The 25,501-nt window shown below is 67.7% G+C and carries 26 protein-coding genes; 12 read left to right on the plus strand and 14 right to left on the minus strand.

Annotated elements, in window-relative coordinates:
* Positions 1-3 precede the first annotated feature (3 nt).
* From AC1DFC_RS11160 to AC1DFC_RS11185, 6 genes are read left to right on the plus strand one after another with little or no spacing between them, the layout of a single operon-like run.
* Positions 4-1,050: a Nit6803 family nitrilase gene (locus tag AC1DFC_RS11160; RefSeq protein WP_478179247.1), complete on the plus strand. Its 1,047-nt coding sequence runs from the start codon at positions 4-6 to the stop codon at positions 1,048-1,050.
* Positions 1,013-2,083, plus strand: coding sequence for an MSMEG_0568 family radical SAM protein (locus AC1DFC_RS11165; protein ID WP_478179292.1), 1,071 nt, complete (start codon positions 1,013-1,015; stop codon positions 2,081-2,083). Before AC1DFC_RS11160 ends, AC1DFC_RS11165 begins: the two co-directional genes overlap by 38 nt.
* A 2-nt stretch (positions 2,084-2,085) precedes the next feature.
* Positions 2,086-2,646, plus strand: coding sequence for an MSMEG_0567/Sll0786 family nitrogen starvation N-acetyltransferase (locus AC1DFC_RS11170; protein ID WP_007832837.1), 561 nt, complete (start codon positions 2,086-2,088; stop codon positions 2,644-2,646).
* On the plus strand, positions 2,643-3,653 hold the full coding sequence (locus AC1DFC_RS11175; RefSeq protein WP_413331951.1) for a sll0787 family AIR synthase-like protein: 1,011 nt from the start codon (positions 2,643-2,645) through the stop codon (positions 3,651-3,653). The genes AC1DFC_RS11170 and AC1DFC_RS11175 overlap by 4 nt, the downstream gene beginning before the upstream one ends.
* The gene (locus tag AC1DFC_RS11180) at positions 3,644-3,928 is read left to right on the plus strand and encodes an MSMEG_0570 family nitrogen starvation response protein (RefSeq protein ID WP_413331952.1); all 285 of its coding nucleotides are present in this window, start codon (positions 3,644-3,646) and stop codon (positions 3,926-3,928) included. Before AC1DFC_RS11175 ends, AC1DFC_RS11180 begins: the two co-directional genes overlap by 10 nt.
* A gap of 32 nt (positions 3,929-3,960) precedes the next feature.
* Entirely contained in the window at positions 3,961-5,259 is a 1,299-nt protein-coding gene (locus tag AC1DFC_RS11185) for an MSMEG_0569 family flavin-dependent oxidoreductase (protein WP_478179248.1), read from the plus strand.
* Positions 5,260-5,283: 24 nt separating this feature from the next.
* On the opposite strand, the gene AC1DFC_RS11190 is transcribed toward AC1DFC_RS11185, so the two are convergent.
* The 5 genes from AC1DFC_RS11190 to AC1DFC_RS11210 are packed head-to-tail and all read right to left on the minus strand — an operon-like array spanning position 5,284 to position 8,982.
* Positions 5,284-5,811 (minus strand): hypothetical protein, encoded by a 528-nt coding sequence (locus AC1DFC_RS11190; RefSeq protein ID WP_478179249.1) that lies wholly within the window; start codon positions 5,809-5,811, stop codon positions 5,284-5,286.
* Positions 5,812-5,824: 13 nt separating this feature from the next.
* Positions 5,825-6,352 (minus strand): carboxymuconolactone decarboxylase family protein, encoded by a 528-nt coding sequence (locus AC1DFC_RS11195; protein ID WP_413312630.1) that lies wholly within the window; start codon positions 6,350-6,352, stop codon positions 5,825-5,827.
* Positions 6,349-7,308: a Bug family tripartite tricarboxylate transporter substrate binding protein gene (locus tag AC1DFC_RS11200; protein WP_478179250.1), complete on the minus strand. Its 960-nt coding sequence runs from the start codon at positions 7,306-7,308 to the stop codon at positions 6,349-6,351. The genes AC1DFC_RS11195 and AC1DFC_RS11200 overlap by 4 nt, the downstream gene beginning before the upstream one ends.
* Positions 7,309-7,345: 37 nt before the next feature.
* On the minus strand, positions 7,346-8,146 hold the full coding sequence (locus AC1DFC_RS11205) for an SDR family NAD(P)-dependent oxidoreductase (protein WP_007832850.1): 801 nt from the start codon (positions 8,144-8,146) through the stop codon (positions 7,346-7,348).
* Positions 8,143-8,982: an amidohydrolase family protein gene (locus AC1DFC_RS11210; protein WP_413331956.1), complete on the minus strand. Its 840-nt coding sequence runs from the start codon at positions 8,980-8,982 to the stop codon at positions 8,143-8,145. The genes AC1DFC_RS11205 and AC1DFC_RS11210 overlap by 4 nt, the downstream gene beginning before the upstream one ends.
* Positions 8,983-9,052: 70 nt before the next feature.
* On the opposite strand from AC1DFC_RS11210, the gene AC1DFC_RS11215 reads away from it, so the two are divergent.
* Both AC1DFC_RS11215 and AC1DFC_RS11220 read left to right on the plus strand, forming a co-directional pair.
* Entirely contained in the window at positions 9,053-9,937 is an 885-nt protein-coding gene (locus AC1DFC_RS11215; protein WP_478179251.1) for a LysR substrate-binding domain-containing protein, read from the plus strand.
* A 134-nt stretch (positions 9,938-10,071) separates the two neighbouring features.
* Positions 10,072-10,929, plus strand: coding sequence for an alpha/beta fold hydrolase (locus AC1DFC_RS11220; RefSeq protein WP_478179252.1), 858 nt, complete (start codon positions 10,072-10,074; stop codon positions 10,927-10,929).
* A gap of 33 nt (positions 10,930-10,962) precedes the next feature.
* On the opposite strand, the gene AC1DFC_RS11225 is transcribed toward AC1DFC_RS11220, so the two are convergent.
* Positions 10,963-11,760: an IclR family transcriptional regulator gene (locus AC1DFC_RS11225; RefSeq protein WP_478179253.1), complete on the minus strand. Its 798-nt coding sequence runs from the start codon at positions 11,758-11,760 to the stop codon at positions 10,963-10,965.
* A gap of 198 nt (positions 11,761-11,958) precedes the next feature.
* On the opposite strand from AC1DFC_RS11225, the gene AC1DFC_RS11230 reads away from it, so the two are divergent.
* From AC1DFC_RS11230 to AC1DFC_RS11245, 4 genes are read left to right on the plus strand one after another with little or no spacing between them, the layout of a single operon-like run.
* Positions 11,959-12,957 carry a Bug family tripartite tricarboxylate transporter substrate binding protein gene (locus AC1DFC_RS11230; protein WP_413331958.1) on the plus strand — a complete coding sequence of 333 codons (999 nt, stop codon included), beginning with the start codon at positions 11,959-11,961 and terminating at the stop codon, positions 12,955-12,957.
* A 17-nt stretch (positions 12,958-12,974) separates the two neighbouring features.
* Positions 12,975-13,775 carry an enoyl-CoA hydratase/isomerase family protein gene (locus tag AC1DFC_RS11235; RefSeq protein ID WP_413312636.1) on the plus strand — a complete coding sequence of 267 codons (801 nt, stop codon included), beginning with the start codon at positions 12,975-12,977 and terminating at the stop codon, positions 13,773-13,775.
* Positions 13,776-13,780: 5 nt separating this feature from the next.
* Positions 13,781-15,865, plus strand: a complete 2,085-nt coding sequence (locus tag AC1DFC_RS11240) for an acetate--CoA ligase family protein (RefSeq protein ID WP_413331959.1) — start codon at positions 13,781-13,783, stop codon at positions 15,863-15,865.
* Between the two features lie 32 nt (positions 15,866-15,897).
* Positions 15,898-17,232, plus strand: coding sequence for an MmgE/PrpD family protein (locus AC1DFC_RS11245; RefSeq protein ID WP_478179254.1), 1,335 nt, complete (start codon positions 15,898-15,900; stop codon positions 17,230-17,232).
* Positions 17,233-17,303: 71 nt separating this feature from the next.
* Here AC1DFC_RS11245 and AC1DFC_RS11250 read toward each other — a convergent pair whose 3' ends face one another.
* The 8 genes from AC1DFC_RS11250 to fdh3B all read right to left on the minus strand — a co-directional run bounded on the left by AC1DFC_RS11250 (position 17,304) and on the right by fdh3B (position 25,501).
* The gene (locus AC1DFC_RS11250; RefSeq protein WP_478179255.1) at positions 17,304-18,806 is read right to left on the minus strand and encodes an ABC transporter permease; all 1,503 of its coding nucleotides are present in this window, start codon (positions 18,804-18,806) and stop codon (positions 17,304-17,306) included.
* A 71-nt stretch (positions 18,807-18,877) separates the two neighbouring features.
* Positions 18,878-19,714: an ABC transporter substrate-binding protein gene (locus AC1DFC_RS11255; protein ID WP_478179256.1), complete on the minus strand. Its 837-nt coding sequence runs from the start codon at positions 19,712-19,714 to the stop codon at positions 18,878-18,880.
* Positions 19,715-19,756: 42 nt separating this feature from the next.
* Positions 19,757-21,676: a molybdopterin biosynthesis protein gene (locus AC1DFC_RS11260; RefSeq protein ID WP_007832878.1), complete on the minus strand. Its 1,920-nt coding sequence runs from the start codon at positions 21,674-21,676 to the stop codon at positions 19,757-19,759.
* A complete protein-coding gene (locus AC1DFC_RS11265) occupies positions 21,673-22,926 on the minus strand; it encodes a molybdopterin molybdotransferase MoeA (RefSeq protein ID WP_042673310.1) in 1,254 nt (417 codons plus the stop codon). Before AC1DFC_RS11265 ends, AC1DFC_RS11260 begins: the two co-directional genes overlap by 4 nt.
* Positions 22,927-22,965: 39 nt before the next feature.
* A complete protein-coding gene (locus AC1DFC_RS11270) occupies positions 22,966-23,364 on the minus strand; it encodes a hypothetical protein (RefSeq protein ID WP_007832880.1) in 399 nt (132 codons plus the stop codon).
* On the minus strand, positions 23,361-24,620 hold the full coding sequence (locus AC1DFC_RS11275; protein ID WP_007832881.1) for a formate dehydrogenase subunit gamma: 1,260 nt from the start codon (positions 24,618-24,620) through the stop codon (positions 23,361-23,363). The genes AC1DFC_RS11270 and AC1DFC_RS11275 overlap by 4 nt, the downstream gene beginning before the upstream one ends.
* Before the next feature lie 12 nt (positions 24,621-24,632).
* Entirely contained in the window at positions 24,633-24,884 is a 252-nt protein-coding gene (locus AC1DFC_RS11280) for a hypothetical protein (RefSeq protein ID WP_007832882.1), read from the minus strand.
* Positions 24,881-25,501: a formate dehydrogenase FDH3 subunit beta gene (gene fdh3B / locus AC1DFC_RS11285; RefSeq protein WP_007832884.1), complete on the minus strand. Its 621-nt coding sequence runs from the start codon at positions 25,499-25,501 to the stop codon at positions 24,881-24,883. Before fdh3B ends, AC1DFC_RS11280 begins: the two co-directional genes overlap by 4 nt.

Consider the following 25,501-nt stretch of genomic DNA (forward strand, 5'->3'; position numbering starts at 1 on the left):
GCGATGGCTTCCACATCCCGCATCGTGCGTGCCGCGGCGATCCAGATCGCGCCCGACCTCGACCGGCCCGACGGCACGCTCGACCGGGTGTGCAGCGCCATCGACGAGGCCGCATCCAAGGGCGCGCAGCTCGCGGTCTTTCCAGAGACCTTCGTGCCCTACTACCCCTACTTCAGCTTCGTGCTGCCGCCGGTGCTGCAGGGTGCGCCGCACCTGCGGCTGGCTGAACGCGCGGTGGTCGTGCCGGGCCCGGTCACGCAGGCCGTGGCCGAGCGCGCGCGCCATCACGGCATGGTCGTGGTGCTCGGCGTGAACGAGCGCGACCACGGCAGCCTCTACAACACGCAGCTGGTGTTCGATGCCGACGGCACGCTCGCGCTCAAGCGCCGCAAGATCACGCCCACGTACCACGAGCGCATGGTCTGGGGCATGGGAGACGGCGCGGGGCTGAAGGTGGTCGACACCGCAGTGGGTCGCGTCGGCGCGCTGGCCTGCTGGGAGCACTACAACCCGCTCGCGCGCTACGCGATGATGGCGCAGCACGAGGAGATTCACTGCGCGCAGTTCCCCGGCTCGCTGGTCGGCCCGATCTTCGCGGAGCAGATGGAAGTGACCATCCGCCACCACGCGCTGGAGTCGGGCTGCTTCGTGGTCAACGCCACCGGCTGGCTCAGCGACGAGCAGATCCGCTCGGTCACGCCCGACGCCAACCTGCAGAAGGCGTTGCGCGGCGGCTGCCACACCGCCATCGTCTCGCCCGAGGGCAAGCACCTCGCGCCGCCGCTCACCGAGGGAGAGGGCATGGTGGTGGCCGACCTCGACATGGCGCTCATCGCCAAGCGCAAGCGAATGATGGATTCGGTCGGCCACTATGCGCGGCCCGAACTGCTGTCGCTCGCCATCAACGACCGGCCGGCGCAAACCACCGTGCCGATGCATCTCACGCAACCCTTTGTTCAACGGAGCTCCGACCATGACCACCACGACGACACAGCAAGACAGCCGGCAACTGATGACCGAGCTCCAGTCCTTCGGGTTGCGGCTGGTTGATCCTTCGGCGGGCGTTGCGAGCCGCCGCGGCGGCGCGGGCCCCTCGGACCACAAGGCCGTGACGGTGGACGGCCACACGATCATGGTGCCGGTCCATACCTCCACGGCCTGGCACTCGCCCTTCACCGCCGAGGCGCCCGACGCGCAGGGCATGAGCCGCGTGATGCGCGGCAGCATTCCCATTGCCAGCATCAGCTTTCCGAAGCAGCCGCGCTTCTACGCGATGCAGACCTTCGACGGCGTGCCCTATTCGCACATCGCCACGCTGCACGGCAGCGACGTGCTCGCCACCACGGTGTTGCAGACCTGCATCCGCTACGAGAGCCGGAAAAAGAGCTGCAAGTTCTGCGCGATCGGCCAGTCGCTCGCGGCCGGCCGCACGGTAGCGCGCAAGACGCCCGAGCAACTCGCCGAGGTGGCGCGCGCCGCCGTGCTGCTCGACGGCGTGAAGCACATGGTGATGACCACCGGCACGCCCAACGCCACCGACCGCGGCGCCGCCATCCTCTGCGAGAGCGCCTTCGCCATCAGGGCCGCGGTGGATATTCCCATCCAGGGCCAGTGCGAGCCGCCCGACGACGAGCAGTGGTTCCACCGCATGAAGGCGGCCGGCATCGACACGCTGGGCATGCACCTGGAAGTGGTGACGCCCGAGGTTCGCGAACGCCTCATGCCGGGCAAGGCGAGCGTGCCCGTCTCGCGCTACATGAGCGCCTTCGAGGCGGCCGTGGGCGTGTTCGGACGCGGGCAGGTCAGCACCTACATCCTGGCGGGGTTGGGCGATACGCGCGAAGCCATCCTCGACACCTGCGACCAGTTGCTCGCGCGCGGCGTGTACCCCTTCGTCGTGCCCTTCGTGCCGATCAGCGGCACGCCGCTCGAAGACCATCCGGCGCCCACGCCCGAGTTCATGAAGTCGCTGCTCGCGCCGCTGGGCGAGCGCGTGGTGGCGGCGGGCCTGCGCTCGGCCGACATCAAGGCCGGCTGCGGCAAGTGCGGCGCGTGCTCGTCGCTGTCCGTCTACGAAAGCTGACCATGCTGTGCATCGACGACCTGAGCGAACTCGACCTGCACTACGCGCCGGTCGAGTACCTGGTGCGCGAGGCGGCGCAGCAGTGGGAGCGCGACGAAGCGATGGGGCTGCGCCGGGCGGTGTTCTGCATCGAGCAGGGCATCTTCGTGCGCGACGACCGCGATGCCATCGACGACCACGCGCAACTGCTGGTGGCGATGTCCTGCGCGGCGGGCATGCCGGAGCAGGTGGTGGGCACGGTGCGCATCCACCGCGGGGAGGCAGATGGCGAATGGTGGGGCTCACGCCTTGCCGTGCATCCCGCGTTCCGCAGCCAGGGCCACCTGGGCGTGACGTTGATCCGCCTGGCGGTTTCGCGCGCCAACGCGCTCGGCTGCAAGCGCTTCTTCGCGCAGGTGCAGATGCAGAACGTGCCGCTCTTTCGCAAGCTGGGCTGGCAACTGCTCGAAGAAACCGGCGTGCACGGCCGCCCGCATGCACGCATGCAGGCCGAGCTCGGCTGGTACCCGCCCTGCCACGACCCCGTGAGCGGTTTCGTCACGCGCTCCAAGGTGCTGCCATGACCAACAACGTCCACGAAATCGCCGAAGCCCTTCGCGCCACGCGCGGCTTCGCCCACAAGCGCGACATCAGCGATGTGGTCTCCGCCCTCGGTCGGGCGCTTCCGGGCGGCCACGCGGCGCTCGCGCAGGCCGTGCCCATCGGCGACGACTGCGCCGCCATTCCTGACGGTCACGGCGGCTACCTGCTGTTCGCCATCGAGGGGCTGGTCGAGGACTTCATCGTGCGCATGCCGTGGTTCGCGGGCTACTGCGGTGTGATGGTCAACGTGAGCGACATCTACGCCATGGGCGGTCGGCCGACCGCCGTGGTCGATGCACTGTGGAGCACCGGCATGAGCCCTGCGGACGATGTTCTGTGCGGGCTGGCCGAGGCGGCTGTGCGCTACGGCGTGCCCATCGTCGGCGGCCACAGCAACAACCGCAGCGAGCGGCCGCAGCTCGCGGTCGCGATCCTCGGCCATGCGCGCAGTCTGCTCAGCAGCTTCGATGCGAAGCCCGGCGACCTGCTCGTGATGGCGGCCGACCTGCGCGGCGCCTACGAGGAGCCCTTTCCCTACTGGAACGCATCGACCGCCGCGCCCGCCGCGCGCCTGCGCGCCGACCTCGAAGTGCTGCCCGCGCTGGCCGAAGAAGGCCTGTGCCGTGCAGCCAAGGACATCAGCATGGCGGGCGCGGTGGGCACGGCCATGATGCTGCTGGAGTGCTCGGGCGTGGGCGCGCGCATCGAGCTCGACGCACTGCCCAGGCCCGCGGGCGTGCCGCTGATGCGCTGGTTGTCCTCGTTTCCGAGCTACGGCTTCGTGCTGAGCGTCGCGCCTGCGCAGGCGGGCCCGGTACTGGCGCGCTTCGCCGCGCGCGACATCGCCTGCGGCGTGATCGGCGAGGTCGACGCCACGCGTCAGGTGCACCTGCGTGCCGGTGGAGAAGAAGCCCTGCTGTGGGACTTCGGCAGCGACGCCTTCATCCAGCCACCCGCCATTCGACTGGAGGCCGCCGCATGCCGGTGACGCACTTCCGCGTGCGCTGGCCCGACGCCAGCGAGACCCGCTGCTACTCGCCCTCCAGCGTGGTGCGCGAACACCTCGTGCCCGGCGAGCCCTATGCCCTCGGTGAGTTCATGCAGCACGCGCGCGAGGCATTGGGCCTCGCCAGGGAGCGCGTGCGCGCGAAGTACGGCTTCGCGTGCTCGCAGGCGATGGACCAGCTCGCGGAGATCGAACACATCGCTGCGCGCTTCGCGGAAACCGCCGGCGCGCAGGTCACCGTCGTCGCCTTCGACTGACGACTCCATCCCCAGAGAGAAAGAAGAACCCCATGTCACACCCCTACGGCGGACGCAGCCACTACAGCGTCGTCATCGTCGGCGGCGGCCAGGCCGGCCTGTCGCTGAGCCACTGCCTGCAGCAGCGCGGCATCGACCACCTCGTGATCGAGAAGCGCAGCCTGGTGCACACCTGGCGCACGCAGCGCTGGGACTCGTTCTGCCTCGTCACGCCCAACTGGCAGTGCCAGCTGCCGGGATGGAGCTACCTCGGCAGCGATCCGCACGGCTTCATGGTCAAGGACCAGATCAACGAATGGCTCGCAGGCTTCGTCGATCATGTGAAGGCACCGGCCATCGAGGGCGTGACGGTCGAGCGCGTCTCGCGCGATGGAGAACGCGAGCGCTTCAACGTGCAGACCGACGCCGGCCTCTACACCGCCGACCAGGTGGTCGTGGCCTCGGGCGGCTACCACCGCCCCATCGTGCCGCGCCTCGCCGAGAAGCTGCCTGCGGGTGTGGCGCAGTTCCACTCGGCGCAGTACCGCAACCCGGCGCAGCTGCCCGAGGGCGCGGTGCTGGTGGTGGGCTGCGGCCAGTCGGGCGCGCAGATTGCCGAAGACCTGCACCTGGCCGGCCGCAAGGTTCACCTGGCCACAGGCCACGCGCCGCGCTGCGCGCGCTTCTACCGCGGCCGCGAGGTGGTCGACTGGCTCGCCGACATGAAGTACTACGAGATGCCCGTCACCGAGCATCCGCTGCGCGAAGGCGTGCGCGACAACACCAACCACTACGTGACCGGCCGCGACGGCGGGCGCGACATCGACCTGCGGCGCTTTGCGCTCGAAGGCATGGAGCTGTATGGGGTGCTGAGCGGCTTCGACAGCGGAAACTTCGAGCTGCAGCCCAACCTGCGCGACAACCTCGATGCGGCGGACGACACCTACAACCGCATCAACGCGTCGATCGACAAACACATTGCGGCGAAGGGCATCGAGGCGCCACCGCCTTCGGTCTACACGCCCGTGTGGGAGCCGACGCAAGAACGCACGCGGCTCGACCTTGCGGCGGCGGGCATCGGCAGCGTCATATGGTGCATCGGCTTCTCGCCGGACTTCGCGTGGGTCGATGCGCCGGTGTTCAACGGGCGCGGTGCGCCGGTGCACCTGCGCGGGGTGACGAACGAACCGGGCCTGTACTTCCTGGGCCTGCCGTGGCTGCACACTTGGGGGTCGGGGCGCTTCTCGGGCGTAGCCGGTGATGCGGCGTTCCTCGCGGAAACCATCAAAAATAGAAGATCGAAACTGCGCGAGGCCCATGCCGCAGCGGCACGAACACTCCATGCCGCCTAGTGATCGAACATGTGCCGATGGTGTTCAGCGCTTGAAGAACATTGTCCTTCGCGCATTGCGAAATGCCGGTCGAACGCGTGAGCTCCATGCCGTTGCGCGCACCGCCAGCCATGCCGGGCTGTCGAGTGCGTCCGGGCTTTCGAGGTCGTAGCAGGCGTAGTACCGGGGAGAGCCGAAAGCAACGACGTAGCGCGAGGCCCGCACCGTTCCCTTGACCGCGGCCAGCCCGGGCAGATGCTCCTGCGCATACCAGGCGTTGAGTTCTTCCTCGAATTCCGGAAGTACGTCTGTCTCCACAACGTAGTGGAACGGGGCGACCCGGCCTTGCGAAGCGCCCGCTATCTCCTGTGTGCAGACAAGGCGATGCCACCCGGAGCCGCCGCGCGGGAGTGCGTCGATCGGCAATGCGTCGCCCGGCAGGTAGAGGTAGATCGTGCCGTCGTCCACGGCCTGCCAGGGCCGGGCTTCCGGATGGAGCCGATGAAGTTCGGCCATGAGCAATTCGTCGGATGCAGCAGGTGCGTCCAGCTTGAGCAGCCAAAGGTCTTGCATCGCTCGTTTCGTTTCAGTGCGCGACGTTCAGTGCCACGAGCAGCCGTGACACCATGTTGTAGGCCGCCACCGTCGCCACGAGCTCCACGACGCCCCTGGCATCGAAGTGCTGCTGCACCTGCGTCATGAGGGCCTGCGGCACGACGATCTGCCGGGTCATGGTGTCGGTGAGTTCCAGCACCAGGCGTTCCATCGGCGTGAAGACGTCCGGCAATGCCTCGTCGCGAACGGCCGCGATCTTCTCGCTGCCGACGCCGGCCTTCTGTGCGTGGGGCACATGCGCGTCGAACTCGAAGCTCGCGCCGTTGAGTACGGCGACGCGAAGAATGATCAGTTCGCGCAGATCCGCCGGCACGCCGGTCTGGTTGCGCACGGCCGTGAGCAGGCGCTCCCAGCCCGAAGCGATCGGGCCGCTGTTGAGCAGCACCTGGTAGAGCAGGGAGACGCGACCGCGCTCCGCCATGATGCGGGACTCGACCTCGGCCAGTTCGGGCACCGTGCCGGGTTGCACCAAAGGCACGCGGATGTGGGAGGTGGTCATTGATCGATCCTGATGTTCTTGTCTTGGATCAGCTTGGCCCATTTGTCGGTGTCGTGCTTCAGCAGCGCGGCCAGCGCCTGGGGCGTCGATGGCGCGGGCTCGGTGCCCGCCTTGAGCAGCTTCTCCCGCACCTGCGGATCGGCCAGCGTGTTGCGCACGGCCTTGTTGAGTGCGTCGACAACGGCCGCAGGCGTTTTGGCAGGCGCGAACATGGCGTACCAGTTGTTCGTGTCCACGCCCTTGATGCCTTGCTCCTCCAGGGTCTTGACGTCCGGCAACGACGGCAGGCGCTTGGGCGACGCCACGCCAAGTGCCTTGAGACGTCCGCCCTGCACGTAGTTGAGCAGCCCCGGCACATCACCGAAGAAGCCGCGCACCTGCCCGCCCATCAGGTCGGTGATGGCGAGGGCTCCGCCTTTGTAGGGAACGTGCAGGAGCTTGGCACCAGTGGCGTCCTTCAACTGCTCGATGGCCAGGTGCGGAATGCTTCCGATGCCGGACGACGCGATGGCGGTGGGGTTGGGGCGGCTTTTCGTGGCCGCCACGAACTCGGCGGCATCCTTCGAAGGTTCGTCCTGATTCGCGACCAGCAGTTCGACGTTGTTGACGACCACGGCAACGGGCGCGAAATCGCGTTGCATGTCATAGGGCAAGCTCTTGTAGAGCGCAGGGTTGATGGCGGCGGCGCCCACGCTGGTCAGCCAGACCGTGTTGCCGTCCGGCGGGGAGCGCACCACGCTCACAGCGCCGATCGCTCCGTTCGCGCCCGGCTTGTTTTCGACGATGACCGTGCGCCCCAGTTCCTTGCCCAGCCGTTCCGCCATGATTCGTGCGACCAGTTCGACCGGGCCTCCCGGCGCGAAGGTGACGACGATGCGCATGACTTGCGGTTGAGCAACTGCGTTGGTTGCGATGGAAAGGCCGAGCGCGGCGGCGAGAAGAAATTGCTTGATCACGAGTTTTGTCTCCGTCAGGGGAATTGTTGGAATGCGTTCAATCGCAACGTGCTGTCATGCCGCCATCCACGACCAGCTCCGTGCCGGTAATGAAGCGTGCCTCGTCGCTGGCCAGGAACAGCACGGCGCTCGCGGTGTCGCGGCCGTCGCCCATGAAGCCGAGCGGGATGCGTTTCTGGCGTTGGGCGAGCAGCGCCTCGACGTCGCCGCCTGCGCGCTGCCTGGCCAGCCGCGTCTCGACCATCGGTGTGTGCAACTGCCCCGGCACCACGCTGTTGACCCGCACGCCCTTCGCGGCGTGTTGAACGGCAATGACGCGCGACATTTGAATGACGCCCGCCTTGGTCGCCGCATAGGCCACTTGCGCGCTGCCGGTCCAGCGCATGCCCGAGGTCGACGAGATGTTGACGATGGAGCCCGCGCCCTTGGCCAGGAGTGTGGGAAGCACGTGCTTGCAGGTCAGGAACACGCTCTTGAGGTTGATGTCGATCTGCGAATCCCATGCGTCTTCGGCAAGTTCCACCGGCCCTCCGGCGGCGGAGCCACCGACGTTGTTGACCAGGATGTCGATCGTTCCGTAGGTCTGCAGGCAAGCCGCCGCCATGGCAGCGACGCTGTCGCTGCTGGTCACGTCGCAGACCCAGGGCGTGATCGAGGCGCGTGCAGCGCCGGCGAGCTCCAGGGTTTCGTCAAGCCGCGCACGATCGCGGTCGACCGCCAGCACCCTGGCGCCTTCTTCCGCCAGCCGCACTGCAATGGCGCGGCCGTTTCCCCAGCCGGCACCGACACATCCGGCGCCGGTCACGATGGCCACCTTGTTCGCAAATCGCAAGCTCATTGGTTGTCTCCAAATTGATAAAGTCGTTGGGGGTTGTGCATGAGCAACGCTTCGCGCGCGGCTTGGCTCGGTGCGATCTCGGCGATGAGATCGACCAGTTGCCGCTCGTCCGGAATGGGCCCTCCGTGGTTGGGGTGGGGCCAGTCGTTGCCCCACAGCACGCGGTTGCCGAATTCCGCGACCAATGTCCTGGCGAAGGCTTGAGCGTCTGCGTAAGGAGGCCCCAGGCGCGTGATGCGGTCCATGCCGCTGACCTTCACCCAGAAGCGCTCGTCGGCCATCAGCATCAGCAGCGCCTGGAAGTCCGGCTGGTTCAGGCCGAGGGCCGCGTCGATCCGGCCGATATGGTCGATCACCACGGGTGTCGGGGAGCGTCGCAGCGCCGGCGCCAGATCGGTCAGCAGGGCAGGGTCACCATGTATCTGCAGGTGCCAGCCCAGCGGCGCGATGCGCGCGGCCAGTGCAAGGACGTCTTCGATCGGCGTATGCCGTCCCAGATGTCCCATGAAGTTGAAGCGAACGCCCCGGAAACCGGCTGCGTGGAGGCGTTGAAGTTCGGCATCGTGGACGTCCGTTGGCAGCAGGGCAATGCCACGATAGTCGCTAGGACGTGATGTGACGGCGTCTTCTGTCGCACTGTTGTCGAAGCCGTGACAGCTCGACTGGACCACCACGCAGCGCGTCAGGCCCAGGCTGTCGTTCAGCGCGTATAGGGCTTCCTTGGGCGCATCTTCCTGGGGAACGAAGGTGGCCCCGGGTGCATATGGAAAGCGTGATCGAGGGCCGAAGACATGGCAATGTGCATTGCATGCCCAGGATGGAAGAGTCAATGTCATGCCGCGAGTGTTGCAACCCGCGGATATCGGTGATAGGTATGCGTGTCTATATCAGCTATGCTCATCCGCTATGGAATTGCGGCAGCTTCTCTACTTTGTTACGGTGGTCGACGCCGGAAGTCTCAGCCGAGGTGCTGTGGTACTCGATCTCGCCCAGCCCAGTCTGAGCAGACAGATCGCACTTCTCGAGGCCGACCTCGGACAACGGCTGCTCGTGCGAACGGGGCGTGGCGTGGTGCCGACCGAGGCGGGGGAGGCCTTGCTCATTCATGCCCGCGCGATGCTCGACATTTCCCGGCAAGCCCGTGACGAGTTGCGCGACATGGATGAAAGCCCTGCCGGCCGGATCATCGTCGGCATGCCGCCCCGCGTGGCGTTGGGGCTGAGTACGCCGCTTGTCCAGCGATTCAGAGAGAGGTTCCCGCGCGCGGTGATCACGGTGCTCGAAGGACTGAGCGTGGCACTGCGCGAGTCGTTGATTGCGGGAAGGCTGGATCTTGCGCTTCTGTTCGACCCCGCGGCCTCACCCCAGTTGACGTTCCAGCCGCTGATGCGAGAGAAGCTGCTGCTGGTCGCACCGCCCGCAAGCAGATTGCCGGCCAAAGTAGGCCTGGCCGCGTTGGCGAACTACCCGATGGTGCTGCCGAGCGCTCCGAATGCGATTCGCCATTTGCTTGACTCCGTGTTGAATCCGCGTCGAATCCAGTTGCAGGTTCTTGCGGAAGTCGGTGCCGTCCAGACCGTGCTCGCATTGGTCGCTACGGGTGTTGGATGCACGATCCTTCCGGAAAGCGCACTCCGGGCGAGCGGCAACGAGAAGCTGCAGCGCGCGCCCATCGGTCCGCCGACGATCTGGAATGCGTTGATGCTGGCGACGCCGGTGGCGCGTCCCGCAACGCGCCTGACACGGGGAACCGCACAGCTCTTGCAGGAACTGGATTTCCGGCAGCGCTAGCCGGGTCGGACCTGCGGCCGTAGGTACAAGTCGCTCGCGATCTCGAATGCGAGCACAGGCATAGCTGGCAGACATAGCTGATATAGGAGCGACCAGCTTACGAATACTGGTATCGCCACGGAGACTCCGGCACCATGTCCATCGAAAACCAGTCAACTCCCGCAGGCGGGGCTCTTTCACGGAGCAAGCTGATCTCATACCGCCCGGCACGCGCGAGTGCGGATGTCCAGATCGAATTCACTGACCAGGGCACGGGGCCCGTTGTCTGCATCCTGCCGTCGCTGGCTCGATCGGGGCGAGACTATGACGTCGTTGCAGCCCATCTCGCAGCATCAGGCTTTCGCGTCCTTCGACCTGAACCGCGCGGCATCGGTCGCAGTGAGGGGCCGATGGAAGAGCTCGATTTGCACGACTTCGCGAGCGATGTCGCCGCGGTCCTCGACAGCGAGGCAGTCGGTCCGATCGTGATCGTCGGCCATGCGTGGGGCAGTCAACCCGCCCGCACACTGGCGGCAGACCGGCCGGATCTCGTACGCGGTGTCGTCATGGCGGCGGCTTCCGCCGGCAAGCTTCCTCCCGGGTCGACCGAGAAGCCCTACAGCCGCCTGCGCGATGAGATCGACGGTGCGGGCGATCTCTCCCTGTCGGAGCCTCGAAGGCTCGAGTGCCTTCGCAAGGCTTTCTTTGCGCCGGGGCACGATCCCAGCGTGTGGCTTGGCGGCTGGTTTCCTGCGGCCCACGATGCCCAAGGTCGCGCCCGGGAGATCACCCCCGTGGATGACTACTTCTCCGCGGGCGACCGCGTACCCATCCTCGACCTTCAGGCCGAGCATGACGCCGTGGTCGTCCCCGACATCATGAAGCCGATGCTGGGCGATCGTGTCACCGTCGAGATCGTTCGCGACGCGGGGCATGCAATGGCTCCAGAGCAACCGCGCGCGATGAGCGACGCGATCGCATCCTTCGCGCGAAAGGTGTACCTCGCTGTCTGAGTGGTGAATGCAGGTTTGCGGCCGAAGGCCTGCTCAGGCGGATGCCAGAAGAGCGGCTGTCGCTTTCTCCCGCAGGGAAAGCAATGGGCCGCTGAGTTCCTGCTCCACGTCGTCCATGTTGGCGGCGGTGGCGACACTGACGTTGAGCACATAGATCGGGCGATCCGCCAGCACGATCGGTGCTGACAGGGCGATCACTTCCGGTTGCCATGCGGCGCTGCAGTAGCCGCGCTGCTCGATGCTGAGTTTCGCGGACTTGATCTCGTCTCGCAACTGCCCCCATCCGGTGGAGCGTCTGCTGCGGAACAGTGCCAGCAGCGCTCGCCTCGTGGATTCCGGAGCGACCGCCAGATAGGCGCGGCCCAACGAAGTGAGTTCCATCGGCACCCGTTGACCTGCCACCACATGGCGTAGCGCAACGCGGCGGTTGTAGCGAACGGATTCGAGATAGACCATTTCGTCGCGATCGGGCACCGCCAGGCCGACGTTGATGCGCATCTTTTCGGCCAGCGCGCGCATCAGCGGGGCGACCGTGTTCAGCACCGGCGAGCCCGCGCGCATCGCATGGGCCAGGCTCAAGACATGTGCGGCGAGGCGGTAGGCCCGGCGGGCGCGATCGTGCTCCAGCAGGCCGGTTTCCACCAGCGTCTGCGTCAGGCGGCTCACGGTGGCACGAGACAGTCCCGTGCGTTCCGCGAGCTCGCCGTTGCCAAGCAGATCGGCGCCTGGCCTGAACGCTCTGAGCACTTCGACACCGCGCACGAGCGACCGGTTGAGCATCGGGTCTTCGTGGTGTGGCCGGCGCGCTTTTTCAGAGAGTGTGTTCGACATGTTCCGCGAGTGGCGTGTGGCGCTGAAAACGTGGGGAGAGGCGCCGGGCAGCGTATCACCGATTTCCATCTGTTGGAAATAGGGGGATGCGCGAACCGCTTGGCAAACCTAAGCTTCACCCATTCGATGAGAACCGCAGCCCAACGCGGCCGTCGATGGGGCTTCCCGTACTTCCCTTGTCAAACCGGAGACAAATCCATGCAGATCACGCTGACCCTGGCGCGTGCCAAACGAGCCGTCCTTTTCTCTTGCGCCACCGTTGCAGCAAGCCTGACGGCGTTCCCCGCTTTCGCGGCGTTTCCGGACAAGCCTGTGAAGATCGTGGTGCCATTCGCGCCGGGCGGAGGCACCGATCTCGTGGCGCGCACCATGGGCATCACCATGGGCCAGGAGCTGGGTCAACCGGTGATCATCGACAACAAGCCCGGTGCAGGCACCATCATCGGAACCGACGCCGTCGCGAAGAGCCAGCCCGACGGCTACACGCTCGTCATGGCGACCGTCGCGCACGTGGTGAATCCGAGCCTCCTGCCAAAGCTTCCCTACAACTACGAGAAGGCATTTGCGCCGGTCATGCTGGTGGGAATTTCGCCGAACGTGCTCGTCGTCCGGGCCGAAAGTCCTTACAAGTCCGTGGGCGACATCATCGCCGCGGCCAAGGCCCATCCCGGAAAGCTCTCGTTCGCATCGCAGGGCGCCGGCACATCGGCTCATCTCGCAGGCGAACTCTTCAAGAATCTCACCAAGACCGACATCACGCACATCCCCTACCGCGGCGCCGGCCCGGCCATCACGGATCTGCTGGGCGGCCAGGTCGATGTGATGTTCGCCACGGCAGCCGCGGTCGGCACGTTCATCGAAAGCGGCAAGCTGCGGGCGCTGGCCGTGACCACCGCCTCGCGCTCCACGGCGCCCTCGCTGGCCAGGGTGCCCACCGTCGCGGAGAGCGGCGTGCCCGGTTACGTGGCGGACAGCTGGTATGGCCTCTATGCGCCGGCCGGAACGCCACGGGACGTGATCATGAAACTGAACGCCGCCGCAAGGAAAGCCGTCCAGACCGAGGCCTTCCGCAAGCGCGTGGAAAGCGAAGGCCTCGTGATCGACGCGGGTTCGCCGGAGGCGTTCGACCGCTATGCCAAGGGTGAAGAGGCCCGCTGGCGAAAGGTGGTCAAAGAGAACCACATCACCACTGACTGAGGCCCAAGGGCAAAAAAATGACCGAAAACCTGATCCAACTCGAAGTCGTCGACGGCGTCGCCACGCTGTGGTTGAACCGCCCGGAAAAGCGCAATGCCATGAGCGACGACATGCGCACCGAATTCATCGCCGCGCTCGAGCGCGTGGCGAACGACAAGGCGATTCGCGCCCTGGTGCTGACGGGCAAGGGAAATGGCTTCTGCGCCGGCGGCGACATCGCCGGCATGGAGCGCCGGATGCAAGCGCCCGCGGGCGAGGTCGGCTTCAACGGTTGGAGCCGCCAGCAACGCGTGCACCACGCGCAGTCGCTGCTGCACACCATGCCCAAGCCGACCATCGCCGCAGTCAACGGCGCCGCGTCGGGCCTGGGTGCCGATACGGCGCTCGCCTGCGACTTCATCATTGCGTCGGATGCGGCGAGCTTCACCTGGTCCTATATCAACCGCGGCATCATTCCCGACGGCGGCGGCATGTACTTTCTGCCTCGCCGCGTCGGCCTGGCCAAGGCCAAGGAGCTGATCTTCAGCGGCCGCAAGGTCGAGGCCGAAGAGGCGCTTCGTCTCGGCATCGCCGATCGCAAGGCCGATGCGGACAGCCTGATTGCGCAGGCACAGCGCTGGGCCGCCGAAATGAGCAAGGGCTCCGCCACGGCGCTGGCCCTGGGCAAGACCATCCTCAACCAGAGCTTCGAGTTGTCGGCCCATCAGGTGTTCGCCCAAGGCAGCCAGGCGCAAGGCATTTGCTACACCAGCACCGAGCATCGCGAATCGGTGATGGCGTTCCTGGCCAAGACCTCCACCCCGGCCGGCAAGGAGTGAGCGCCATGAATGCCATCTCCCGACTCCTCAAGCCACGCAGCGTCGCCGTCATCGGAGCGTCGGGCGACGCCACCAAGACCGCTGGCAGGCCCATCTCGTACCTCGTGAAGCACGGCTTCTCGGGCGAAATCTATCCGGTGAATCCGAAGGCCGATCGCATCGGCGAGCTGGCCTGCTATGCGGACGTGGCTTCGCTGCCGGCGGTGCCTGACGTGGGCATCGTGCTGCTCGGGGCCGAGCGCGCCCATCTGGCGGTGCGCGACCTGGCCGCCCGCGGCACCGCGGCAGCCATCGTGCTGGCCAGCGGCTACACCGAGACCGGTGAAGAGGGCGCGCGCCGCCAGCGGCAGCTGATGGACGCGGCCGGGTCCATGCGCATCCTGGGGCCCAACACCATCGGCCTGGTCAACCTCACGGACAACATCGTGCTGTCGGCCACGGGTGCGCTCGAGATGGCGCACTTTCCCGTCGGCGGCGTCGGCGTGGTGTCGCAGAGTGGCGGCATCCTCGGTTCGCTGTTGTCTCGCGCTGCGGTGCGCGGTATCGGCCTGTCCAAGCTGATCTCGACCAGCAACGAGGTCGACCTGGAGCTGGCGGACTTCATCGATCATCTCGCCGAAGACGACGCCACGAAGGTCATCGCGCTGTACGTCGAGACGGTGCGCAATCCGGAGAAGTTCCGCGCTGCGGCGCTGAAGGCGGCACGCGCGGGCAAGCCTGTGGTCGTGTTCAAGATCGGCCGCTCCGAGGCGGGCGCAAAGGCGGCGGTGTCGCACACCGGCGCGCTGGCCGGTGCCGACCGCATGTACGACGCGCTCTTCAGGCAGGTGGGCGTGATCCGCGCCCGGACATTCAATGACCTGCTGGACATCCCCGCCGCACTGGCCACCGGCCGTAAGCTGCGCGGCAACCGGGTCGCGATCCTGACCTCCACCGGCGGCGCCGGGACGCTGGTGTCGGACGACCTGGGCCTGTCCGGCTTCGATACGCCCGCACCCGATGCCGCGACGGCCGAAGCATTGCGCGCGCTGCAGACCGGCGACCATGCCGTGCTCGATCGGAACCCGATCGACGTGACCCTGGCGGGCCTGCGGCCTGACTTGCTGCGCGGCGCCATTGACGTGCTGTTGAAGAGTCCCAGCTACGACGCCTTGACCATCATCGTCGGCTCATCCAGCCTCGCCATGCCCGAATTGATGGCCGGCGCGATCCAGGACTGCCTGCCGACCTCGGACAAGCCCGTCATTGCCTACGTGAGCCCGCACGCGCCGGAAATCGGCGCGCTGCTGACACAGCGCGGTGTCCCCGCTTTTGCCGCGGCGGAAAGCTGCACCGCTGCGCTCGGCGCCATGCTGCGGGCCAGCCAGTGGAAAGACCCGGGCGAGCCGACCGCCGCCATGCAGCCGGTTGCGGTAGGCGATCTGCCTTCGGGCTCGCTCGACGAGGCGCAGGCCAAGCAGCTTTTCAGCCGTTTCGGCGTGCCGTGCGCGCGAGAGCTTGTCGTCACCGAGCCAGCGCAGGCCGAGGCCGCTGCGCGTGAGCTGGGTGGCCGCGTAGTGTTGAAGATCCTGTCGGCCCAGGTCACGCACAAGAGCGACGTGGGCGGTGTGGCGGTCAACCTCACGCCCGACACGGTGGGCGCGCGCCTGCTGCAGATGGCGTCCGATGTCGAGGCCAACGCCGGCTCGAGGCCGCAGCGATTCCTGGTGCAGGAAATGGTGGCCGGCGGTACCGAACTGATCCTCGGCATGCACCGTGATGCGCTGGGCACGGCCATCCTGCTGGGAATGGGCGGCGTCACCGCAGAGCTGTTCAAGGACACGGCGATGCGGCTTCTGCCGGCGCAAGGTGGCCTGAGCCGCGACGAGGCACTGGGCATGGCGCAGGAACTGAAGACGTGGCCGCTGCTGGACGGCTTTCGCGGCCGGCCCAAGGCCGATGTCGAGGCGCTGCTGGCGGCCATCGTCGCTTTCTCTCACATGGCGGCCCAACTGGGTGACCGTCTGGTCGAAGCCGAGATCAACCCGGTGTTCGTGCTGCCGCAGGGGCAGGGCGTGCGTGCTGCCGATGGCGTGGTCGTTCTTGCCTGAAGAAATTGAACCCCTGAATCAGGAGAACCTGGATGCATGCAACGGAAGTATTTGCGCGATACGCGGCCGAGTTTTACCGGCAGCCGCTCCCTGCCGAGGTCATTCATCATGCCAAGCGCGCAGTGATCGACTGGTATGCATCGCTTTTCCCGGGCCTGGATGCGGCACCGGTGCGCATGCTGGAGCAAGCCCTGGGCGACGACCTCGATCGCGGTGGCGCCTTCCTGGCGCAAGGGCGCCCGGCCACTGCGCGCGCTGCTGCGCTCATCAACGGCACGGCTGCGCATGCCGCAGAGGTAGATGACAGCTTTCGCGAGGCCATGTACCACCCAGGCGCTGCGACCATCGCGGCCGCAATGGCCGGTGGGCAGGACATCGGTGCCTCAGGGCTTCAGTTTCTGCGCGGCGTGGTGCTTGGCTACGAGATCTCGACGCGAATCGGCGTCGTGATGGGCCGGCCGCACTACAAGTTCTGGCACAGCACGGGCACCGTGGGTAGCTTCGGAGCGGCTGCGGCGGCTGGCGGATTGATGGAGCTCGACGAAGTTGCCTTCGCGCACGCGCTCGCCACCGCTGCGACCTTCACGGCGGGACTGCAGCAGGCGTTCCGGATGGATTCGATGTCCAAACCACTGCATGCGGGGCGTGCAGCCGAGGCGGGCCTCCTCGCTGCCCAACTGGCGCGGCGCGGCCTGACGGGTTCGCTGGATGTCCTCGATGGCGACGCCGGGCTCGGCCAGGCCATGAGCAACGGGCCCGACTGGTCGCAGGTCGGCGCGACGCTCGGGCAGGACTTTCACATCACACGCCTGACATTCAAGAACCATATCGGCTGCGGCCACACTTTTCCGTCGATCGACGGCGCCCTCGCGCTGCAGTCGAAGCACCGTATTGCGACTGAAGACATCGTTCGCGTTCGTGTAGGCACCTATCGGCCAGCATTGGATATCGCTTGCTACGAGCGACCGGCTTCCGCCAACGAAGCACGCTTCAGCTTGAAGTACATGGTGGCGTCTGCCCTCGTGCATGGCAGCGTGCGCATGGCGGCGTTTGAGCCGGCGCGCCTCGAGGATCCCGCAACGCGCGCCCTGATGGAGCGCATGGAGGTCGCGGTGGATCCGGCGCTCGACGCGRCATTCCCGGGCCAGCGTGCCGCACGCATCGAGATCGACACCGCGGATGGGCGCCGGCTCAGCCATCTGCAGCCCAATCGGAAGGGCGATCCCGAGGAGCCACTGAGTGACGCCGACCTGGAAAGCAAGTTTCTCGAACTGTCCACGCCGGTGATCGGTGCCGCGCGGGCGCGCAGGCTTCTCGAGCGGCTGTGGCGCCTGGAGAGTGCGACCAGTCTTGCATACGAATCTTGATGAGGCAGGGGGCGTCGAGCCCACCAGGGGAGCGCAAGCGGCTTCGCCCAGGGCGCCCAGGCCGGCCCTGCCTACGGCCGCAGGCGCCAGCCAAGTTCGCCCTGGAGGAACTGGGCGGCCTCGGCGGGCAGATCCTCTGCGTCGAAGAAGCACGCCACGGGGCGCTCGACGACGATCCGTCCAGCATGCAGATAGGCCACGCGCGTGGCGAGGCGCTTGGCCTGCCCGAGGTTGTGGGTGCTCATCACGATCGTCACGCCGCTGTTGGCGACCTCCTCGATGAGGGCCTCGATTTCATTCTTGGCGCCGGGATCCAGGCTGGCGGTCGGCTCGTCCAGGAACAGGATGTCCGGCTGCAGCGCCCAGGCGCGTGCGAGGCCAAGGCGCTGCTGCTGTCCACCCGAAAGCGAACGGGCAGATCGCGCGGCGTGTTCGAGCAGGCCCACGTTTGCCAGGCTTTGGCGGCAGCGCTCGCTGCGCTCGGAGGCCGGCACGCCGGAAAGCCAGAGGCCCACCCAGACATTGCGCCACACCGAGAGGCTCAGCAGGAAGGGGCGCTGGAACAGCATGGCCGCTCGCGGAAGGCGGCCTTCGGGTTGCAGCGGCAAGGATTCGCAGCGACCTTCGCAGGGCAAAAGTCCATGCAGCAGCCGCAGCAGCGTGGTCTTGCCAGAGCCGTTGGCTCCGATGAGGATGAGCCGGTCACCTCGGCGCACGGTCAGCGATGCGTCGTTCAGCGCCATCAGCGAGCGGAAGCGCACCGTGACCCGGTCGGCCCGGATCAACGGCGCCGCCTCGGTGGCAGCCGGCGTGCGAGGGGCGCGAGGAGTGGGCGTCCGGGGCGCCGCATGCGGCGGCACCTGAGAGGCGGCGCGCAGCGGGCGCGTGGCAAGCCAATGCAACAGGCCGATGGCGCCGTTGACCGCGCCGACCACCGCCAGCAGCACGATGCCCAGCGCCAAGGCCAGCGCAAGATCTCCCTTGCTGGTCTCCAGTGCGATGGTGGTGGTCATCACGCGCGTGACGCCGGCGATGTTGCCGCCGACGATCATCACGGCCCCTACCTCGGCAATGGCCCGCGCGAAGGCCGTGAGCAGGACGGTGGCCACGCCCATCCGGTCGTGCACCAGCATCAGCAGCGAGGTGGTGAGCGGCCCGGCGCCCAGGGAGCGCAACTGGTCGCCGCCATCGGCCAGGGCCGCCATCACGAGCCGGCGTGACAGGGCGGCGATCAGCGGCGTGACGAGCACGCTCTGCGCCACCACCATCGCTGAAGGCGTGAACAGGATTCCCAGTTCGCCCAGCGGTCCCGAGCGCGAGAGCAGCAGGTACACCAGCAGGCCCACCACCACGGCGGGCAGGGCGAGCAGCGTGTTCACCAACCACACGGCCAGCACGTGCCCCGGGAACCGCGCCACTGCCAGCCAGGCGCCCAGCAGCAGGCCGAACAGCGCGCCAATTGCGCAGGCCGTGGCGCTGACCTGCAGCGAGAGCGCCGTGATGCGTACGAGTTCGGGGTCGGCGTGCGTGATGAGCTGCCAGGCCAGTGCCCAGCCTTCGGTCATGGTGTTCATCGAAGGACGGCTCTCAATGCAAGCGCGAGGCCATGCTCATCACGCGGCCCATCCATCGACTGGGCCACCGTTCACTGGCTCGCGTTCGGGAAGAAGAGCTGCTCGCCGCCGATCTTGTACGAGGCGATCGCGGCTTGCCCGTCGCGCGACACCACCCAGTCGGAAAAAGCCTGCGCCAGGTCTTTCTTGACGTGCGGATGCCTGGCCGGATTCACGACGATCACGCCGTACTGGTTGAACAGCTGTCGGTCGCCCTCGACCACGATGCCCAGGTCGCCGCGGTTCTTGAAGTTGAGCCAGGTGCCGCGGTCGGACAGCACATAGGCATTGGTGGAAGCGGCGATGTTGAGCGCCTGGCCCATGCCGCAGCCGCACTCCTTGTAGCCGGCGGGCTTGGCGGCCGCGAGGTCGATGCCCGCCAGTTTCCACTGGCGCAGTTCGGCCGCGTGGGTGCCGCTCTTGTCGCCGCGCGAAACGAAGGCACCGCCCGTGGCGCCCAGCCGCTTGAGCGCGGCCGCGATGTCGTTGCCGCGCACGCCGGCCGGGTCGGATTTCGGTCCGATCAGCACGAAGTCGTTGTACATGACCGCGCGGCGCGGGAGGCCGAAGCCCTCCGCGACAAACTTTTCCTCGGCGGGTTGGTCATGCACGAACAGCGCATCGGCATCGCCGCGGCGCGCCATGTCCAGCGCCTGGCCTGTGCCCACGGCCACCACGCGCACCTCGGTGCCGGAGGCTTTCGTGAACTGCGGCAGCAGGTGCTTGAACAGGCCGGACTGGTCGGTCGAGGTGGTGGAAGCCAGCACGATGAACTTTTCTTGCGCCTGGGCGATCGGCGCGAGCAGCGTGCCGACGAGGGCAGCAGCGAGGGCGAGGAAGTTGAGGCGTCTGCGCGAGGCCATCGTCATCGTGTGGGTCCTTGGAAGTTGAGGATGTACCGTCCTGCTGGATCAGACAGCGGGATCGACGCGAAAGCCCAGCCGGCTCAGCGCCTCGCGTGCGGCGGCCGATTGCAGCAAGGCAATGAACGCCTGCACGGGCGCGCGCTCGCGACGTGCCCTGGGCACCACGAAGTCGTAGCGCTCTTCCTGCACCGGGATGAAGCCCAGGCCGTACTGCCGTGCAACCGTGTCGATGGCCAGGCCCCAGTCGGCGCGCTGCTGCGCCACGGCCACGGCCACCGCGTTGTGCGACTTGGTCTGCACGCCGTAGCCGGGCGGCTTGGCGCTGCCGAGCAGGCGATCGATGAGGATGCGCGTGCCGCTGCCGGCGTTGCGGTTGACCATGGTGCAGCCGGGCCCGGCGATCGCGGCGGCGATGGCCGCGGTGGCATCGCGCCCCTCGAAGCGCGCGTCCGACGGGCGATAGACGATGCCCTGCATGCGGCCATACCCCGGGATCAGTTCCAGCTCCCGCGTGAGCAGTGGCCGGTTGTAGACGCCGGTGGCCGGGTCCATCAGGTGGATGCCCGCCACGTCGCATTCGCCGCGCCGTGCGGCCATCAGCCCGCCCGTGCTGCCCACGTTCATGGCCTTGATGCGAATGCCCTGGCGCACCAGCTCCCCGGCCAGCCAGTCCAGGCCCACGCAGTGGCTGCCGATGAAGATCAGGTCCGCGGCGTCCAGCCCATGGCCCAGCAGCTGCACCTGCACGGGCGCGCCGGCATCGACGATCTCGGTGTGCTGGCCGATGGTGATGAACCCGTCCGCGCTGCTGAACGTGGTGACAGAGCCCGAGCCCTTGCCCATCGGGTAGGCCGCCAGGCCTTCGTCGGTGGGCACCAGGCCCACGAGCAGGTACTCGGTGCGGCCGCGCTCGGAGTTCACGCGCATCGGCAGTTTGGCGTCCACATGCTCGCGCCGCTCCGGCGGCCGGCCGGCGAAGGCGCGGATCACGGGGGCCAGGAACTCGTGGAAGGTGAAGACCGCCGAGGTCGGAAAGCCCGGCAGGATCACGACCGGCTTGCCGCCCGTGACCGCCAGGCACACCGGCTTGCCGGGCTTGAGCGCCACACCGTGCGCCACCACGCCCGGATCGCCGAGCGCTGCGACCACGCGGTAGGAAAGATCGCCTTCGCCCTTGGACGTGCCGCCCGAGAAGACCACGGCATCGCAGGCCAGCCCCTGCGCGAGCGCGGCCGACAGTGCGGCCTCGTCGTCGGGAATCACACCCAGCCGCACGGGCTGGCCGCCCAGTTCCTCGACGGCGGCGCCGATGATGGCGGCGTTGGAGTCGTACACCGCACCCGTGGGCAGCGGCGCGCCGGGCGCGACGATCTCGTTGCCGGTGGAAAAGATGGCCACGCGCGGCTTGCGGTACACGCCGACCTCGGCGAGGCCGAGTGCCGCGATCACGCCGATCTCCCGCGAGCTCAACGCCTGGCCTGCACGCAGCACCGTTTCTCCGCGCGCGATGTCGGTGCCGGCGTAGCTGACGTTCTCGCCTTCGGTGGCCGCGCGGCGGATCTGCACCCGGCCGTCCTCGGCATCGGTGTGCTCCACCATCACCACCGCATCGGCGCCGCGAGGCAGCATGCCGCCCGTGGCGATCGCCGTCGCATGGCCGCCCGTCACTTCGCGCTGCGGCACGATGCCGGGCGCCAACGTCTCGTCGGCGAGCGTCAGCAGGCGGGCCTGTTCTTCCATTGCGCCCCAGGTGTCGGCGGCCTGCACGGCAAAGCCGTCGACGTTGGAGCGGTCGAAGCCGGGCACGTCGATCGCGGCGACCACGTCTTCGGCCAGCACACGGCCCAGCGCCTCGTGCAGGGGAACGGTCTCGCGACCCAGTGGCGCGAGCCTGAGGTGTCGACGGAAGCGGCGTTCGGCCTCGTCGCGCGTGACGACATCGAGAAATTGCGATTGGGGTTTCACAGGCACTCGTAAAGATGAACAGTGACTTCGATCCCGGCCCCGAAGCCTTCGCTTTCTGCGGGCGCGACGACGAAGCCGTCGGCCCGCGTGGTCGAACTCAGCATGGACGCGCCCGACAGCGCGAGCGGCTCCACGCCTTCTTCGCCGATCTTCACGCGCACGTAGTCGACGCGTCCGACCTGGGAGACGATCTTGCGCGCCACGGTTGCGCGCGTGCGGGGGTAGGGCCAGTCGGCGGACCGGCCGCCGAGCCGGCGGATCGCACGCCCGGCGAAGAAGTCGTAGGCGCACAGGCAGGAGACCGGGTTGCCCGGCAGCAGGAAGACCAGCGTGTCGCCGATGCGGCCCATGCCGGCCGGACTGGAGGGCCGCATCGCGATGCCGTGGATGGCCAGCTCGCCGAGTTCGGCCAGCAGGCGCGGCGCATGGTCCTCGGCGCCCACGCTGGAGCCGCCGGAGACGAGCACCACGTCGGCATCGGACGCCGCCAGCGCCTGGGCAATGACCTGCGGGTCGTCGCCCAGGCGCTGGTGCGACTCGAGCAGGCCGCCGTCGCGCGCCACGAGGCCGCGCAAGGTCACGGAGTTGGCGTCGTAGATGTCGAAGGGCCCCTTGGGCGTGCCGGGTGCGCGCACTTCATTGCCGGTCACGAGCAGCCGCACGCGGGGCCGGCGCACCACCTGCAACTGCGCCAGGCCCAGCGAAGCCGCCAGCCCCGCGTCCTGCGGTCGCAGCCGGCGTCCCGCGGCCAGCGCCGTACTGCCGCGCGCGATGTCCTCGCCGACGCGGCCCACATGCTGGCCCGGTGCCACAGCCCGCGTGATGGCCAGGCGCCCGTCCTGCTCGCTCGCATATTCGGCGGGCACCACGGCATCCAGTTCCAGCGGTACCGGAGCGCCGGTCATGATGCGGATGGCTGCGCCCGCGGGCACGGCGCCATCGAAAGGCCGGCCGGGCCAGGCATGGCCCGCGATCGGAAACTCCAACGGGTTGTATTCGCCGGCCCCCGTGGTCTCGCCGCCGCGCAGCGCATAGCCGTCCATGGCCGAGCGGTCGAATTCGGGCACCGCGATGGGTGCGATCACCTCATGCAGCAGTACCCGTCCCGCGGCCTCTTCAACCGCCACGGATTCGCCCGGCAGCAGCGGCGTGTGGGCGTCGATCCAGGCGAGCGCATCGGGAACCTCCGCGCGCTGGGTGAAGCCGCGCATGCGCACATCGGTCGAGGCAGTTCGTTCGGGTGGGGGCATCAGGTTCAGTCTCGCCCGCGCTTGCGCGCGGCGGCTGACTTAATTCTTGGGTGCGGGATGGGTCTGTGCCGAGGGCTGGTTCGTACTGGGCGGCGATGCAGCCGTGGAGGCCGGGGAATGTGCGCCCGAGGCTTCGATGGGCTTGGTTTCGCCCGCGGGCGCCGCGGCGTAAGGGCCCGGATCCACGCAGGGCGGTGTGGTCGCCGCGGCCGGTACCGGCTTGCCTGCGGACTGGGCGCTGGCGCGGTACTTGGCTGCGACCTGGTCCTGTGCCTTGCACAGCAGGTAGGCGTCGGTCTTGGTACTCCATGCGGTGCGGGCTGCAGCCTCGGCGGCCTTCGCCTGCGCTTCCGGCGTGGGCGCGGGAAGCTTGGCGAAAACGGACGATGCAGCCAGCGGTAGCGCCAGCGCGAAGAGAAGGGTCAGCGTGTGCTTCATGCGGAGGTTCCTTGCGCGGTCACCGGCCGCGCCGGGTCCGATGCGTCGGGGGGCGCCGAGCGCTGCGCCGGGATCTTGCCGGCCTCGATGTCGTCATACCAGAGGCGATGGTGCTCGCGCGCCCAGGTTTCGTCGACATAGCCTTCGCGCATCGCCTTGTAGGCGCCGGTCATGCCCAGCGTGCCGATATAGATGTGGCCCAGGATCATGGCCATCATGAGCAGCGTGGCCACCGCATGCACCATGTGCGCGATCTGCATCTCGCCGCGCGTGTAGACGAAGCCCGGCAACAGCTTGTCGAGGAACAACCCCGAGCCGATGACGATGCTGCCCAGAAGGAGCACGCCGCCCCAGAACACGGCCTTCTCGCCGGCGTTGAAGCGGTGCGATGCGGGCTCCTTGCCGCCGAACAGGCCGCCGCCGTGCCGCAGCCAGCTGAGGTCTTCCGCCCGCGGCCAGTTGCTGCGGATGAAAGTGAAGATCATGAACAGCGTGGTCACGACGAACAGCGGTCCGACGAAGTTGTGCACGGTCTTGAGCATGTAGGCGAGCCAGCCGAACAGCGCGCTGCCGAGCACCGGCAACAGGAAGAACTTGCCGAAGGCCATCACGATGCCCGACAGCGCGAGCGTGACGAAGGCAAGCGCGTTCGACCAGTGCGTGGCGCGCTCGAACGGCGTGAAGCGCTCGATCTTGCGGCCGGTCTCGGCGCCGTGCAGCCGGATCGGCCCGCGCGTGAAATGGAAGATGGCCAGCGCCAGCAGCGTGACGAAGAGCAGCGCCGCGCCGTACGGAATGATCCAGCTGTTGCGCACCTGCCGCCAGGCCTCGCCCGCGTTGGTGAAGCGCGAGCCCGGGTACTGCACGAAGCGCTGGATCAGGTTGCCGGCCTCGGGCGCCTCGCTCACGGGCAGGCTGCTGTAGCCGGTGATGCCGCCGCTCACCTGGCGCCACATCGGTGCGTTGTTGCCGGGCTGCACCTTGTTGCGCTCGCCGTTGGTCTGGTTGAGGTAGTTCGGGTCGGCGCTGGCCTCGGGCTTGACCTCGAAGATGTTCTGGCTGCGGATGCCGCCCTCGGCCTTCGGTGCGGCAGCGGCGGTGGAAGCGGAAGCAGGCGAAGCAGGGGCGGGCGAAGCCGCGACGGCGCCGCTCGCGGCCGGGTTGGCGTCCTGGGCCAGCGCCACCGCCGCACAGCCCAGGAGCGCGGTCGCCAACAGCGCGTGGAACGCCCGCCTGGTGCGAATGGTGACGCTCATGCGGCCTCCGGTTCAGTTTTCTCGGATGTACTCGTTCTGCCCGTTGGAGCGAACCTTGATCTGCTGCTCCCACGCCGTCTTGTCGCCCACCTTCCAGCCGGGCGCGGTGAAGGCCGTGCCGGTGTTGGCCTGCGTGCCGGTGCCGCTCCAGGGCACTGCATCGTGCTTGACGCCCTCCGCGTTCGTCTGCGGCTTCTCGGTGCAGGCCGCAAGCAGCATCGCGCCCGAAGCGAGCACGACGAGGGTCGCGACCGCGCGCTTCACTTGGTGCCTCCGGTAGTCGGCGTGCCGGCCTGCTGCGAGCCATAGGCCGTGCCCCAGCCCCAGACTTCGGCGCCCGTGCCGCGTTGCACGACGCGGGTGCGGAAGATGTCGGCCACCACGTCGCCGTCGCCGGCCAGCAGCGCCTTGGTCGAGCACATCTCGGCACAGGCCGGCAGCTTGCCTTCGGCCAGGCGGTTGCGGCCGTACTTCTCGAACTCGGCTTCGGAGCCGTTGGCTTCGGGGCCGCCGGCGCAGAAGGTGCACTTGTCCATCTTGCCGCGTGCGCCGAAGGTGCCTTGCGACGGGAATTGCGGCGCGCCGAAGGGGCAGGCGTACGAGCAGTAGCCGCAGCCGATGCACACGTCCTTGTCGTGCAGCACCACGCCTTCTTCGGTGCGGTAGAAGCATTGCACGGGGCACACCGCCATGCAGGGTGCGTCGGAGCAATGCATGCAGGCCACCGAGATCGATTTCTCGCCCGGCAGGCCGTCATTGAGCGTGACCACGCGGCGGCGATTCACGCCCCAGGGCACCTCGTTCTCGTTCTTGCAGGCCGTGACACAGCCGTTGCACTCGATGCAGCGCTCGGAATCACAGACGAATTTCATTCTTGCCAT

Source organism: Variovorax sp. 10L421 (genome assembly GCF_056395365.1).